The sequence below is a fragment of the Blastococcus sp. SYSU D00813 genome (assembly GCF_054050735.1).
Genome location: NZ_JBJGZX010000029.1, coordinates 24,129 through 37,805 on the forward strand (window position 1 = coordinate 24,129; position 13,677 = coordinate 37,805).

Consider the following 13,677-nt stretch of genomic DNA (forward strand, 5'->3'; position numbering starts at 1 on the left):
GGTGGGGTGCGATAGGACTCCCTCGGTTCGAGAACCGCGGAGGTCCGATGTCTCGTCGGCGTGCCCGTCGCTTCGTGCTGACGTCCTCCGCCTGCGTGCTCGTCCTGGCGTCGGCCTGCGCCGAGGGAGGGAGTGACGCCGGGGATCCTCCCCGGGACGCACCGGTCGACGGCGAGGGGACCTTCACGGTCGAGTGGCCGATCCAGGTCGTCGCGGGCGACGGCCAGGCGTGGGTGCTGACGGGGGTGGAGGACGGCGCCCTCCTCTCCCGGGTCGACGTCACCGGTCGCTCGACCGAGGTGGCCGAGCTGCCCGGGCAGACGCACGACATGGCGCCCTACCGGGACGGCGTCGTCGTGGCCCGCGTCGACTGCGCGGACGACGCGTGCGCGGAGACGGCCACGGAGGTCCTCGTCCTGGACGGCGGGGGTTCGCCCGTCGCCGAGGCGGAGCTCTCCCTCGAACCGGGAGCTCCCGAGCGCAGTGACGGGTCACGGCTGCTCGGCGTCCAGGACGACCTCGTCTGGGTCTCCACGACCTCGGGCCCGATCGCCTACGACCCGCGGAGCGGGGAGACCGTCGCCGAACCCCCATGGCCCGACGGGGTGTTCTGCCTGCTGGACGACGGGCTGTACGCGCTCCCCTCGCTGAGCGGGCTGCTCGGGGTCTCCGGAGGCGGTGGCGAGGAACAGTTCGACGACCCGTACGAGGTCGAGGTCGAACGCTTCGGCGACGAGCGCTGGACGCCGGTCCCGGGCACCCGGCGGACCGTTCCGATGTACCAGCTCTCCCAGACCGAGTGCGTCGGGGGCGCCATCCGCACCGGTCAGCCCGACACCGCGAGCCTGGCCTGGTCCCCCGCCTCGGGCTGGGTGGACGTGGCGCCCTACACGGAGGCCCGCACCATCACGGTGCCGCCCGAGCCCGTCGCCCCGGGCCACGGTGACCAGCGGTACGTCCTGGAGAGCGACGGGTCGATCCGCCGGGTCTTCGCCGCCCCGGACGCACCGCTCAGCGTGGAGACGCTCCAGGTGCCCGCCGACGTCTTCTCCCAGGACCCCACCGACGCGGTCCCGGGACTGACCTTCGACGTGAGCGCGACCGTCGTCGCGGGGTGCCTGCAGCAGCCGAGGGAGCCGGACGGCACCGCCCGGTGCTACATCCGGTCGACCTGAGCACCGCACGGGGCGAGCCGCCACGGGACCGATAAGTCCCGGGGCCGGCGGAGGTCTCCACCGCAGCCGACCGAGCAGACGGAGCGCATCGATGACACGGACACGCATCCACAACCTGTCCATCTCGCTGGACGGGTTCGCCACCGGGGAGGGGCAGTCGGCCGAGGCCCCCTTCGGCCACGCCGGCCACCGGCTGCACGAGTGGATGATCGCCACCCGCTTCGGCGCCCCGATCGTGGGCCGCGAAGGCGGCAGCGCCGGCGCCGACCACGCCTTCGCGCAGCAGCACGAGCCGGGGATCGGCGCCGAGATCATGGGCGCGAACAAGTTCGGCCCGCCGGGCTGGCAGGACGACGCCGACTGGACGGGCTGGTGGGGCGAGAACCCGCCCTTCCACACGCCGACCTTCGTGCTCACCCACCGGCCGCGGCCACCCATCGAGATGGCCGGCGGGACGACCTTCCACTTCCTCGACGCCCCGCCGGCCGAGGCCCTCGACGTGGCCCGCGAGGCGGCCGCCGGCCGGGACGTGCGCATCGGCGGCGGCCCGACCGTCGCCCGCGACTTCATCGCGGCGGGGCTCGTCGACCACATCCACCTGGTCCAGGTGCCGATCGTGCTCGGGCGCGGCGTGCGGCTGTGGGACGGCCTGGAGGCGCTGGAGGCGGGCTACGACGTCGAGGCGGTCTCGACGCCCAGCGGCGTCACCCACCTCACCTTCACCCGGTCCTGACGGCGCCGGGCGAGCAGACACACCTCCGGCGGAACCCGCGGGTGCCGGTGGGCGTCTGAGGGGCATGGCCCCGAGACTCCCCGCCGCGGTGCTCGCCGGCGTCCTCCTCGCGGCGGGCGCGACGGGCTGCTCGGAGCGGGCCGACGCCGAGCCGGCACCGGAGGGTGCCGCCGAGGGGTGGCGGCGGCTGCCCGACGGCCCGCTGAGCCCGCGCACGGACGCCGTCCTCGTCGGGCTGGACGACCGCGTGCTCGTCGTCGGCGGGTGGACGTCCGCGTGCGGGCCGAGCACGGACTGCGACCTCCCGGACGACCCGCTGCTCGCCGACGGCGCGCTCTACGACCCGACCTCCGACTCCTGGCGCACCGTCGCGCCGCCTCCCTTCGGCGTGCGCGAGGCGGGCGGCACCGCCACCGCCGGGCTCGGCGGCACCGCCTACCTGCTCACCGGCTGCGCGACGGGACCGGCCTGCGACGCCCCGGCCAGGCTCCTCGGCTACGACCCGGCCGGCGACCGGTGGACCGACCACGGCACGGTCCCCGGGCCGCAGCGCTCCCTCCGCGTCACCGCGCTCGGCAGCTCGCTCGTCGTGTACACCGACGGCACGGCGCTGGGCCGGGTCCCCGACCTGCTGTTCGACCCCGGGCGTTCGACCTGGACCGAGCTGCCCGCGGACCCGCTGCCGCCCGTCTCCGACCGCTTCGCCGTGCCGGTGGGTGACCAGCTGGTCCTCGCCGGCTCCGCGGTCCTCGACCCGGGCGAGGGACCCCGCGAGCTGCTCGCCCGGTTCGACCCCGCGACCGGCACCTGGACCGCGCTGCCGGACGGGCCGGGCCAGGCGTTCCAGCTGTTCCCGACCGACGACGGCCCGCTGCTGGCCGGGCACTTCGCCGACACCACCTCGGCCTGGCTGCTGGACCCCGGGTCGTGGACGTGGTCCGCGCTGCCCGACCACGGCGGCGTGGCGTACGGCGTCGGCGGCGCGATCGGCCGCGAGCGAGCCACCTACGACGTCCCGTACCTGTACAGCGCGGACCACGGGTCCGCCGTGCTGGACGTCGTCGTCCTCGACGGCGGCACGGGCACCTTCGTGACCGTCCCGCCCATCCCCGGCAGCGGGGAGGTGACCGCCGGCTCCACCACCGCCCTGGGCCGCGACCTCTTCGCCTTCGGAGGTCGCCGGGAGGACGGCGGCGCCCTGGTCGGCGAGGCCTGGCTGTGGACCGCCCCCGGACCCTGAGGTGGCACGACCCGCAGGTGCGGCGGCCCTACGACCCCAGGGCACGCAGGTGCCCGCGGATGCGGGCCCCGCGCTCGCGGTGCTTCGCGGCACGGGCCAGCAACGCCTCCGCCGCACAGCCGGTCTGCGCCGCCGCCTGCTGCTCCAGCCGGACCACCAGGCCGTCGAGCCGGCGCAGGCGCCGGCACAGGTAGACGCGCTCGGCCTCCGACAGCCGGAGGCCCGGTCGCGGGTCGGGCGCCACGCACCCGCTTCCGTCCCGGTCCACCCGGCGGATGCAGGGCCGGACCGCCGGCGAGGTCAGCCGGGGCGCTGCTCCTGCGGCCGGTCGTCGCGCGGCTGGGTCGACTCGTCGCTCGGCGGTCCCTCGTCGGTGCCCGTCGAGCCGCCGTGGCCGAGCCGGCGCAGCAGCGCGGCGACCTCCTCGGCCGCCGACGTCCGCTCCCCCGCGGCCGGCAGCGCGGCCGCGACCCCCTGCAGCGCCTCGGCCAGCTCCCGCTCCTGCTCGTCGAGCAGCCCGCGGTAGGAGGGGTCGAGCAGGTAGCCGGTGGGCGGGGTCGACAGGCAGCCGATCAGGTCCAGCAGCACCTCGAGCCGGCGGGCGGCCTCGGCCGGCGAGGTGTCGGCGCGCGACATCGCCACGGTCGTGACGTCGCGTGCCCACAGCCGGCTGCGGGCCGGGTCCTCGCGCAGGGCCAGCACCGTCCCGGCCCGGCGGCGGGACGGCGCCCCCGGCACCTGCACGGCCCGGCGCACCTGGTGGGCGATCCGGATCAGGTCGTCGTCGAGCATCGACGTGCCGACGAAGAGCACGTGCCGGGTGAGCAGCAGCGAGTGCAGCACGCCGGCCAGCGCGGCGCGGGTGTCGCCGAACTCCAGGTACTCCTCGCGGGTCAGCACGACGCTCTCCGGGTGCGCGGCGTCCCCGTGCAGCTTGAGCAGCCACGGCGCGCCGGGCGTGGGCTCCTCGAACGGCAGCACCGTCAGCGCGCGGCCCACGTCGCCGGCGGCCAGCTCCACCAGCGGGTCGTAGTTGGTGGTCACGAACTCCTGCACCGGCAGGTCGGCGACCAGGGCGTGCGCCAGCGCGTACCGGCCGGGACCGAACCGCTCCTTGACGAACGCCTCCAGCTGGTCGCGGCCGAGCTCGCGCGCCAGCAGCGCCGCCGCGTCCTGCGCCGGCAGCCGCGACAGGCCTGCCCGCAGCTCGTCGTCCAGGCCGGAGCGGGCGGCGAGCTCGTCGAGCAGCTGCTCCCAGGTGGGCAGCCCAGCCGCCGCGCTCACCCCGGCGCCGACGAACACGGCCAGCTGACCGCGCCGGGCCATCCGGCCGAGCTCCTCGGCGACGCCGGTCAACGGCCCGGGGAGGTCCCAGCCGCCGTCCTGCGCGCGCCGGACCCGCTGGGCGGCGGCCAGGTCGCTGGGGCTGCGCAGGACCAGGGCCACGTCGAAGCCGTGCTCGGCGGCCGCCTCGCGCAGCACCGGCAGCAGCTGCCGCAGCAGCTCCCCTCGCGTGCCGGCGGCGCCGCCCCACCCGGTGCCGAGCGCGGGCAGCCCGACCAGCCGCCGGGCCCGCCCGTGCCGCGGCCGGTCCACCCGCCGGGCGGCGACGGCGGCGAGGGCCTGGCGGGCGCCGTCCAGCAGCCAGGGCAGCCCCCGGCCCTCGTCGTCGACCGTGTCCACGAGCCACACGCACGGGTCGCCGTCCACCCGGAGGACCCGCTCGTCGCCCGCCCACGCGAGCCCGAGGCAGGCGCCCTGGCGGTCCTCGGCGGTCACCAGCTCCGCGGGCACCAGCGACCGCCAGCTCGGCGCGATCCGCAGGGTGCGCCCGGTCGGCACGAGGACGTCGTCGCAGGACAGCCGGGTCAGGTCGGCGCCGACCACGAAGACGTGTCCCCCCACGACGGCTGGACTACCCCGGCGGCCGGTAGCCGGAACGGGTCCGGTCGCAAGTACGCCGCCAGCGCCGTCCAAGTACCGCGGCCGAGGGTGACCCCATGAGAGCCCGCGCCCTGTCCGTCGCCGGTGCCTGCACCGCCGCGCTGCTGCTCGGTGCGTGCAGCACCACCACCGGCGGCACCGCCGCACCCGCTGCCGCTCCCGGGACGGCGATCGCCTCCCCGGGGGGCGACCCGTCGGTCACCTCCGGCGGCGTCGGGGTCCTGGGGGCCGTCGCCCTCCCCGGAGAGCCGGCGGAGGACGACGGGTCCGCGTTGCTCGCACCCGACCCCGGCGGCGACGTGCTGGCGTTCCTGCGGCAGCTGTCGGCCGAGGGCGGCGACCTGTCGACCCTGGTGGCGCTCGGCCTGATCACCCCCGAGGGCCCGGACGGCGGCGCCGACGCACCCGGGGTGATCTCCGAGGACCAGCTGCCGGCGGTCGACGACCCGGTCCTGGTCGACACCGGCGGGGACGTCGCCGTGGTCGTCGGCTGGGTCGGCGAGCCCGGCGACGCCGTGCGGTTCGGCTTCCAGCGGCTGGACCGCGGGGCCGGCGCCGCGGTCCTCGTCGACGCCCCGGTGCTCGCCGCAGCCGACCCCGACGAGGTGACCGCCGACCTCGCCCCGGACGGCTCGGTGCTGTACCTGCTGGTCCAGGCCCCCGACCACCGCTCGGTCGTGCTGGCGGTCGACCCCGGGAACGGCGCGGTCCTCGCCCAGGCGGAGGTCCCCGCCCCGGCCGGGCGGGTCGTGCACCCCCGCGCGGTGGCGGCCGTCCCCGGCGGGGGCCTGGTGACCGCGGTCGACGTCTCGGTGCCCGAGGGCGGGATCGACACGACGGCCGTGCTCACCCGGTGGGACGCCGCGCTGGCCCCGGCCGGCGCGGAGCTGGTGCTCGCGCCGGACGAGGAGGAGCACAGCACGACGTACTCGCTCGCCGTCGTGGACGACGGCACCGCGGTGGCGGTCGTCGGGACCGGTGTGGTCGCCCTCGGCGGCCTGCGGCTGGTGACCGTGGCGGGCGACGTCGTCACCACGGTGGCCGAGCTGCCGGAGGAGGCCCTCGGGCCGGCCGCCCTGGCGGTCGACCCCACGGGCACGACCGCCTACCTGGCCCTGCGGGACAGCGACACCAGGTACGCGGTCCTGGTCGTGGCCGACCTGGGTGCGGGGACGACCGAGAGCGTGGAGCTGTGCCGCCACGGCCGGCCGGACGACGTCGCGGTCGCCGACGACGGCACCGTGTGGGTCAGCGGCGTGTGCCGCGACGACGCGGTCGTCTGGGCGGTGGGCTGAGGTGCGCGCCCACCTGCTCCCCCTCGCCGCCCTGGCCGGCCTCGGGCTGGCCGCCTGCGCCCCCGCCGAGGGCGACACCGGCAGCCCGCCCCTCGAGCGGACCGTGGCCCTCGCCGCCGGCGCGTCCGACGCCGACCTGGTGAGCGGGCTGACGGTCACCGCCGAGGGCACCGCCCTGGTCACGACCGTGGGGCCGGCGGGCCGCTCCGGCGTGACGGTCGTGGACCTGCCCGGCGGCGGCACGGCGGCGCCGGGTGGGAGCGTCGCGCTGGACGACGTCGGGCCGGACGCCGTGCTCGCGTCCGGCGACGAGGTGCTCGTGGTGGGCACGTCCGCCGACGGCGGCTACGCCGTGCTCGTCGTCGACCCCGCGACCGGCGCGATCGAGGAGACCCGCCCGGTCGCCGGCGTCGAGGAGGCCGGCGAGGTCGAGGCCGCGGCACTGCCCGACGGCACCGTCGTGGTCGCCGCCGACCGGCCCGGCGGGACCCCACTGGTCCTGCTGGTCGACTCGGCCACCGGCGAGGTGAGGGCCTCGGCGGAGGTCGACCTGTCGGCGGTGCCCGGGGAGCGGGCGAACCTGCACGCGCTGGCGGTGAGCCCCGACGGCTCGCGGATCGCCCTCGGCCTGGCCGTGCGCGCCGGCGGCGAGTGGACGCCGGTCGTCGCGGTGCTCGACGCCGGGCTGACGCCGGGAGGCGACCCGGTGGCCCTCGAGGGCGGTCGGGTGACCGCGCTCGCCGTGGCCGAGGACGGCACCGCGTACGCCGCGCTCGCGGAGGCGTCCGGCGTGCTGGCCGTGGACCCGGCCGGTGGGGCCGCCGGGATCCCCGCCGGGCTCGGCGAGGTGACGCAGCTGGCGGTCGTGGGCGACGAGCTCGTGGCCGTCGACCGCGGGCTGACCCTCACCCGCCTGGACCCGGTGGCCGGCACGGTCGGCGCCCGGGTCGACCTGTGCACCGGCAGCGGGGCCGCCTCGGGGATCGGCGTGGCGCCGGACGGCTCGCTGGTGGTCGTGGCCAACTGCGAGGGCGCCGGCCTGTGGGTGGTCCCGGCCTGACCGGGACCGACCCGGCCGGCTCAGTCGGCGCGCGGGATCCCGCAGCCGCCGCCGGAGCAGGCGCAGCCGGCGCACCCGGCGGCCTTCGGCGGGGTGGGGCGGGCGGCCGCGGCACGCAGCCCGGCCGAGCCGGTGACCAGGACCAGGCCGAGCACGGCGGTGCCCAGGGCCGCCACCAGCGTGGCGCCGTTGCGGGCGCGCTCCCAGTCGGTCGCCAGGCCGGCCCCCACCAGCAGGGCGGTCACGAGCACCGACCACACCAGGGCCACCAGCCCGCCACGCCGGGCGACCCCGCCGCGGGACAGCAGCAGCACCGACGCCGCCAGCAGCCCGAGCGGGGCGCCGACGAGCAGGACCCACCCGGCCAGGGCGCCGGGCACGGCGGCGACGGCGAGGGCGGCCACGCCCGCGAGGGCGGTGCCCACCCCCAGCCCGCGCACCCGCCGGTCCAGCCCCGACCGCCCGGCGCCGGCGACCAGGACCGCCCCGCGGACGGCGCCGAACAGCCCGAGCGCGGCCAGCAGCAGCCGGGCGCCGCTCGCGGTCCAGACGGCGGCGACCACCGCGACCAGCACGAGCGCCGCCCCCAGGGCCAGCCAGCGCGGCCAGGCCCGCCGGGCGACCTCCGGGTCCGCCTGCGCCGCCGTCATCACCGTCGTGCTCGCCACCCCGCCAGTGTCCCTCACCGGCGCACCCTCCCCGCCGACCGGCACCGGTGTCCGTCGCCACCCGGTCGGCTGACCCGGTGCCGCTCGCCGGGCGGGGTGATCGGCGCTGTGCCAGATTCACTGCGCACGGGGGCCTCAGGACAGGGGAAACGGGATGAGCGTCGGGTCACCCACGAGCGCGGCCGGCCGCGCGGGCTCCAGCGACGCGCTCGAGGGCCTGGCACGGGTCGGGCTGCTCGCGTACGGGGTCGTCCACCTGCTGGTCGCCTGGCTGGCGCTGCAGCTCGCCTGGGGTGGGGGCGGCGGCTCGGCCGACCAGTCCGGCGCCCTGGCCACGGTGGCGGACTCCCCCGTCGGCAAGCCGCTGCTGTGGGTCATCGCGGTCGGGCTGATCGCCCTCGCCGCCTGGCAGCTGGCGGAGGTGCTGCGCTGGCGGTGGAGCCTCTCCGCCGGCGGTGAGGCGCGCAAGAAGGCGCTGGGCAAGATCGTGAAGTCGGTCGCCAAGGCCGTGGTCTACGTGGCGCTGGCGATCCTCGCGATCCGCTTCGCCACGGGGTCGGGCGGTTCGAGCTCCCAGCAGCAGCAACAGCAGACGACCGGCGTCTTCGGCTGGCCGGCCGGCCGCTGGATCGTCGGCCTGGTCGGGCTCGTCGTCATCGGCGTCGGGGCCTACCACGTCTACAAGGGCCTGTCGCGCACGTTCCTGAAGCAGATCGACCTCGCCTCCGCGTCCCCCGGGACCCGGCGGCTGGTCGAGAAGGTCGGCCTCGTCGGCTTCCCCGGCAAGGGCGTCGCGCTCGGGGTCGTGGGCGCGCTGTTCGTCTACGCCGCCGTCACCTTCGACCCGGCCAAGGCCAGCGGGCTCGACGGCGCGCTGCGCACGATCCTCGACGCGCCGTTCGGCCGGTTCCTGCTGACGCTGGTGGCCCTCGGCATCGCGGCCTACGGGGTCTTCTGCCTGATCCGGGCCCGGTACCCCGAGCGCACGTGAGCGGCGGACCCCGCGCCCTGCTCGACCGCGTGACCGGCGCGGTCGAGCGGGCCCGCGAGGTCACCGACCACCCCTGGCTGCGCGCGTTTGCCCGTGCGGGCCTGGTCGCCTACGGCCTGCTGCACCTGCTCATCGCGTGGCTGGCCCTGCAGATGGCCCGCGGGGTCGGCGCGGCCGACGCCGACCAGACCGGCGCGCTGCAGACGGTGGCCGGCGGCCCCGGCGGCCGGGTGCTGCTGTGGGCCATCGGGCTCGGGCTGCTCTCGCTCGCCCTCTGGCAGGGCGGCGAGGTGCTGCTGTGGTGGCGCGGGCTGCTCGACGCCGCGCACCGGCGGCGCACCGCGCTCGTCTGCGCGAAGTGCCTGGCCAAGGCGGTCGTGTACGCCGCGTTCGGGGTGACCGGGCTGCTGTTCGCCGTGGGGGCGGGCTACCAGGCCGACGAGCGGCTGCAGGAGCTCACCGACGAGGCGCTCGAGGTGCCCGGCGGGACCCTGGCCGTCGAGGCCGTGGCCGTCGCGGTCGTCGCCGTCGGTCTCTACACGTTGTCGCGCGGGCTGACCGGCGGGTTCATGCGCGACATCGACCTGCCGGCCGCCCCCGACCGCTGGGAGCCGGTCATCGAGGCGGTCGGCCGGGTGGGGTACCTGGCCAAGGGGGCGGCGTTCGGCCTGGTCGGCGTCCTGCTGTGGCGCGCGGCCACGTCGTCGGACGTCTCGACGGCCACCGGCCTGGACGGCGCGATGACGGCGATGGCCGGGATCGGCGCCGGCCCGTGGCTGCTCGGCGCGGTCGCCGCGGGCTTCGCCGCCTTCGGCCTGTACGCGCTGGCCCGCGCGCGCTACCCCGACCGCGACCCGTCGTCCTGACGGGCCGCGGCCGGGCCTCCGTCAGGTCCGCGGGCCGCCGGCGACGTAGAGGACCTGGCCGGACACGAAGCCCGCGCCCTCGCTGACGAAGTACGACACCGCGTGGGCGATGTCCTCGGGCAGGCCCCCGCGGGCCACCGGGATCGCGGCCGCCCGCTCGGCGACGTACTCCTCCCAGTCCCGGCCGATCCGCTCGGCGGTCGCCTTCGTCATCTCCGTCTGGATGAAGCCGGGGGCGATGGAGTTGGCGGTGACGCCGAACTTGCCCAGCTCGATGGCGATCGTCTTGGTGAAGCCCTGCAGGCCGGCCTTGGCCGCGGCGTAGTTGGCCTGGCCGCGGTTGCCCAGCGCCGAGGTCGACGACAGGTTGACGATCCGGCCCCACCTGGCGTCGATCATGTGCTTCTGCACGGCGCGGGTCATCAGGAACGACCCGCGCAGGTGCACGGCCATGACCAGGTCCCAGTCGGCGTCGGTCATCTTGAACAACAGGTTGTCGCGGGTCACCCCGGCGTTGTTGACCAGCACCACCGGCGGGCCCAGCTCGGTGGCGATCCGCTCGACGGCAGCGGTCACCTGGTCGGTGTCGGACACGTCGGCGCCGACGCCCAGGGCGCGACCGCCGGCGGCCTCGATCGCCTCGACCGTGGCCTTCGTGGCCGACTCGTCCAGGTCCACGACCGCGACGGCGAAGCCGTCGGCGGCCAGCCGGACGGCGGTGGCCGCCCCGATCCCGCGGGCGGCACCGGTGACGATCGCGACGCGCTGGGAGGACTCGCTCATGCTGACTCCTTGACTGTCGGAGAAGGGGATCTGCACCGCGATCCCAGCCGTGGCCGCCCTTCAGGGGCCCGCGCCGAGCTCGCGAGGCGTGGGGGGAAGGGTGGTCCTAGACGCGCTCGAACAGGGCGGCCAGGCCCTGGCCACCGCCGATGCACATGGTCTCCAGCCCGTAGCGGGCCTCGCGGCGGGCCATCTCGCGGGTCAGGGTGGCCAGGATCCGCCCGCCGGTCGCGCCGACCGGGTGGCCCAGGGAGATGCCCGAGCCGTTGACGTTCACCCGGTCGAAGTCGCTCTCGGCGAAGCCCCACTCGCGGGTGCAGGCCAGCACCTGGGAGGCGAAGGCCTCGTTGAGCTCGATCAGGTCGACGTCGGCCAGCTTCACGTCCGCCTGCGCCAGCGCCTTGGCCGTCGCCGGCACCGGGCCGATGCCCATCGTCCTGGGCGGGACGCCGGCCACGGCCCAGGACACCAGCCGGGCCAGCGGCCGCAGCCCGAGCTCGGCGGCCTTCTCCGGGGAGGTGACCACGCACACCGCGGCGCCGTCGTTCTGCCCGCTGGCGTTGCCGGCGGTCACGGTGGCCTCGGGGTCGGCCTTGCCCATGATCGGCCGCAGCCTGGCGAGGGTCTCCACGTCGGCGTCGGGGCGGATGTGCTCGTCGCGGTCGACGACGGTGTCGCCCTTCCGGCCCTTGACCGTGACCGGCACGATCTCCTCGGCGAACCGGCCGGCCTCGGTGGCCGCGGCCGCCCGCTGGTGGGAGCGGACGGCGAACTCGTCCTGCTCCTCGCGGGAGATCTCGTACTCCTTGCGCAGGTTCTCCGCGGTCTCGATCATCCCGCCGGGCACCGGGTGGTTCACCCCGCCGGCGGTGACCCGCCCACGGGCCAGCCCGTCCTGCAGCAGCACCCCCGGCCCGGCCTTCACGCCCCAGCGCATCGCCGTGGAGTAGAACGGCGCGTTGCTCATCGACTCCGCGCCGCCGGCCAGCACCACCTCCGCCGCGCCGGTCTGCACGCTCATCGCCGCGTACAGCACCGCCTGCAGACCCGATCCGCAGCGCCGGTCGATCTGCAGGCCCGAGGCGGTCACCGGCAGCCCGGCGTCCAGCGCGGCGACCCGGCCGATCGCCGGGGCCTCCATCGTCGGGTAGCAGTTGCCCAGCAGCACGTCGTCCACCGACTCCGGCGGCAGACCGGTCCGCTCCATCAGCGCCCGCACCACCGTGCTGGCCAGGTCCTGCACCGGGACGTCGCGCAGGGACCCGCCGAACCCGCCCACGGGCGTCCGCAGGGGCTCGCAGATGACGGCATCACGCACGGGAGGACCTCCTCGACGGCGGCGACGCGGGCGGTCGCCGGGACGCCCGAGTGTCCCGCGTCCTGCGGGGAGCGCGCCGCCGGGGGCCCCGGGAGGGCCGGGGACTCAGGCCACGCCCGTGCCGGGCGCGACGACCTCGACGCCCAGGACGTCCCAGAGGCCGGTGACCTGGATGGGGCGGAGTGCGGCGCGGGTGGCCACGAGCACCCGCAGCCGGGTCCCGGTCCGCTCGGCGCGGGCGTGGGCGGTGACCAGCGCGTGCAGGCCCGCCGAGTCCAGGAAGGTGACCTCGGTGAGGTCGACGACGAGCTCGCGCGGCGCGGCGGCCAGCAGGGAGTCGATGCAGGAGGTCAGCCGGGGCGCGGTCGAGCAGTCGACCTCGCCGGTGACGGCGACCCGGCCACCGGCGTCGGTGTGCCCGGTGGTCACGGACATGAGCTCGGGGGACGGGGGGCCGGTCCAGGTTGTGGTCACGAGACGCCTCTCGAAGGCGGGCCCGTACGGAGAACCGGGCCTCGGAGAGGCGCGGCGCGGCGAGGAGCTCGGGGCGGTGTGGTGCCACGGCTTGCTGTTGAACCGCTGGTCCGACGGTACGGACGTGCACAACCCATGACAAGGGCGCGGGCGAGTCGTCACCGGAGCGACACCGGCCGGCCACACCCGGCGGCGCGGATACTGGTGGACGTGCGCAGACGTCTGGTGCTCGGAGCCCTGGTGTGGGCGGTCGCCACCGCGGCCGCCTTCCTGCTCCTCGACCCCGTCCTCGGCGCGGCCGTGGCGGTCTTCGGGGCCATCGCGCTGGCCCTCGCCGCCGCGGCGGCCGACTGGGACCGGCACTCGACCTTCGAGGACCGCGAGATGGACCGTGCGCGGCGCCGCGAGGCGAAGTGGGCCCGCGGCGCGGAGGCCCGCGCCCGGGACCGCGCCCGGTGGGAGGCGCACCAGGCCCGGCAGGCGGCGAGGGCGGCACAGGCCGGCCGGGCGCAGGACGCCGAGCGGGACAACCGTTAATCCGCTGGCGTCCCCTCCTGGGGCCGCCTACCTTCTCGGCATGCGCTCCTGAGCAGCCCCTGGTCGAGCCCCGCGGGTCGAGCACCGCTCCCCGCCGTCGCGCCCCGCGCGCGTCCCCTCCCTCCCCGTACCCGGTCGCCGGCTGCCCGCGCTCCGGCGTTCACCTCCCCTCGGAGGTCCCCTTGTCACGCCTTCTGCACGCCCTGACCCCTGCCGCCACCGCCGCCCGCGACGGGTTGCCCGCCGCCGACGCCGCGGACTTCGAGCGGCTCGCGCACGCGGTCCTGTCGGCGCCGTCGTCGGCCCTCGGGCCGGTGCTGCGCGCCCAGCTGCCCGGCGGCGCCGGGATCCGCTGGCTCGCCTCGGCCGGCCTCTCCCCCACCACACGGGTCGACCGGCTCGGTCCCGACCAGTGGCTGTCGCTGTTCCGCTGCTGGCGGTCGGCCGGCCGGGTGCCGTCCGGGGGTCCCGGGGGACGGCGTGGCGGTGGCCGGCCCTCGACGCACGGGCACGCCCCGGGCGCGATGGCGATCCCGCGCTGGATGTAGACCCGCCACCGCGTCCCGTCCCACCCACCCACGACCGCCGGCTCG

General features: G+C 77.0%; 15 protein-coding genes. 9 read left to right on the forward strand and 6 right to left on the reverse strand.

What is annotated here, in order from left to right; all coding sequences use genetic code 11:
- Positions 1–74: 74 nt before the first annotated feature.
- From ACI8AX_RS17615 to ACI8AX_RS17625, 3 genes are all read left to right on the forward strand, one after another.
- Positions 75–1,175, forward strand: coding sequence for a hypothetical protein (locus ACI8AX_RS17615; protein ID WP_456551141.1), 1,101 nt, complete (start codon positions 75–77; stop codon positions 1,173–1,175).
- 91 nt (positions 1,176–1,266) lie between these two features.
- Positions 1,267–1,908, forward strand: a complete 642-nt coding sequence (locus tag ACI8AX_RS17620; protein WP_456551142.1) for a dihydrofolate reductase family protein — start codon at positions 1,267–1,269, stop codon at positions 1,906–1,908.
- Positions 1,909–1,972: 64 nt separating this feature from the next.
- Positions 1,973–3,148, forward strand: coding sequence for a Kelch repeat-containing protein (locus ACI8AX_RS17625; protein ID WP_456551143.1), 1,176 nt, complete (start codon positions 1,973–1,975; stop codon positions 3,146–3,148).
- Between the two features lie 28 nt (positions 3,149–3,176).
- On the opposite strand, the gene ACI8AX_RS17630 is transcribed toward ACI8AX_RS17625, so the two are convergent.
- A complete protein-coding gene (locus tag ACI8AX_RS17630) occupies positions 3,177–3,392 on the reverse strand; it encodes a hypothetical protein (RefSeq protein ID WP_456551144.1) in 216 nt (71 codons plus the stop codon).
- A 56-nt stretch (positions 3,393–3,448) separates the two neighbouring features.
- Complete coding sequence (locus tag ACI8AX_RS17635) at positions 3,449–5,053, reverse strand: SIR2 family protein (RefSeq protein WP_456551145.1); 1,605 nt, start codon at positions 5,051–5,053, stop codon at positions 3,449–3,451.
- Positions 5,054–5,148: 95 nt separating this feature from the next.
- Here ACI8AX_RS17635 and ACI8AX_RS17640 point away from each other — a divergent pair, with 95 nt between their 5' ends.
- Positions 5,149–6,387 carry a hypothetical protein gene (locus ACI8AX_RS17640; RefSeq protein ID WP_456551146.1) on the forward strand — a complete coding sequence of 413 codons (1,239 nt, stop codon included), beginning with the start codon at positions 5,149–5,151 and terminating at the stop codon, positions 6,385–6,387.
- A gap of 1 nt (position 6,388) precedes the next feature.
- Positions 6,389–7,447 carry a hypothetical protein gene (locus ACI8AX_RS17645; RefSeq protein ID WP_456551147.1) on the forward strand — a complete coding sequence of 353 codons (1,059 nt, stop codon included), beginning with the start codon at positions 6,389–6,391 and terminating at the stop codon, positions 7,445–7,447.
- Between the two features lie 20 nt (positions 7,448–7,467).
- Here ACI8AX_RS17645 and ACI8AX_RS17650 read toward each other — a convergent pair whose 3' ends face one another.
- Positions 7,468–8,115, reverse strand: a complete 648-nt coding sequence (locus ACI8AX_RS17650; protein ID WP_456551148.1) for a hypothetical protein — start codon at positions 8,113–8,115, stop codon at positions 7,468–7,470.
- 154 nt (positions 8,116–8,269) lie between these two features.
- Here ACI8AX_RS17650 and ACI8AX_RS17655 point away from each other — a divergent pair, with 154 nt between their 5' ends.
- Both ACI8AX_RS17655 and ACI8AX_RS17660 read left to right on the forward strand, forming a co-directional pair.
- Positions 8,270–9,106, forward strand: a complete 837-nt coding sequence (locus ACI8AX_RS17655) for a DUF1206 domain-containing protein (protein ID WP_456551149.1) — start codon at positions 8,270–8,272, stop codon at positions 9,104–9,106.
- Complete coding sequence (locus ACI8AX_RS17660; RefSeq protein ID WP_456551150.1) at positions 9,103–9,972, forward strand: DUF1206 domain-containing protein; 870 nt, start codon at positions 9,103–9,105, stop codon at positions 9,970–9,972. Before ACI8AX_RS17655 ends, ACI8AX_RS17660 begins: the two co-directional genes overlap by 4 nt.
- A 21-nt stretch (positions 9,973–9,993) precedes the next feature.
- Here ACI8AX_RS17660 and ACI8AX_RS17665 read toward each other — a convergent pair whose 3' ends face one another.
- From ACI8AX_RS17665 to ACI8AX_RS17675, 3 genes are all read right to left on the reverse strand, one after another.
- Positions 9,994–10,755, reverse strand: a complete 762-nt coding sequence (locus ACI8AX_RS17665) for an SDR family oxidoreductase (protein ID WP_456551151.1) — start codon at positions 10,753–10,755, stop codon at positions 9,994–9,996.
- Between the two features lie 106 nt (positions 10,756–10,861).
- Positions 10,862–12,073, reverse strand: coding sequence for an acetyl-CoA C-acetyltransferase (locus tag ACI8AX_RS17670; RefSeq protein WP_456551152.1), 1,212 nt, complete (start codon positions 12,071–12,073; stop codon positions 10,862–10,864).
- Between the two features lie 105 nt (positions 12,074–12,178).
- Complete coding sequence (locus tag ACI8AX_RS17675; RefSeq protein ID WP_456551153.1) at positions 12,179–12,502, reverse strand: STAS domain-containing protein; 324 nt, start codon at positions 12,500–12,502, stop codon at positions 12,179–12,181.
- Between the two features lie 255 nt (positions 12,503–12,757).
- On the opposite strand from ACI8AX_RS17675, the gene ACI8AX_RS17680 reads away from it, so the two are divergent.
- Both ACI8AX_RS17680 and ACI8AX_RS17685 read left to right on the forward strand, forming a co-directional pair.
- Entirely contained in the window at positions 12,758–13,084 is a 327-nt protein-coding gene (locus ACI8AX_RS17680) for a hypothetical protein (protein ID WP_456551154.1), read from the forward strand.
- A 182-nt stretch (positions 13,085–13,266) separates the two neighbouring features.
- Positions 13,267–13,632 (forward strand): hypothetical protein, encoded by a 366-nt coding sequence (locus ACI8AX_RS17685; protein WP_456551155.1) that lies wholly within the window; start codon positions 13,267–13,269, stop codon positions 13,630–13,632.
- Positions 13,633–13,677 lie beyond the last annotated feature (45 nt).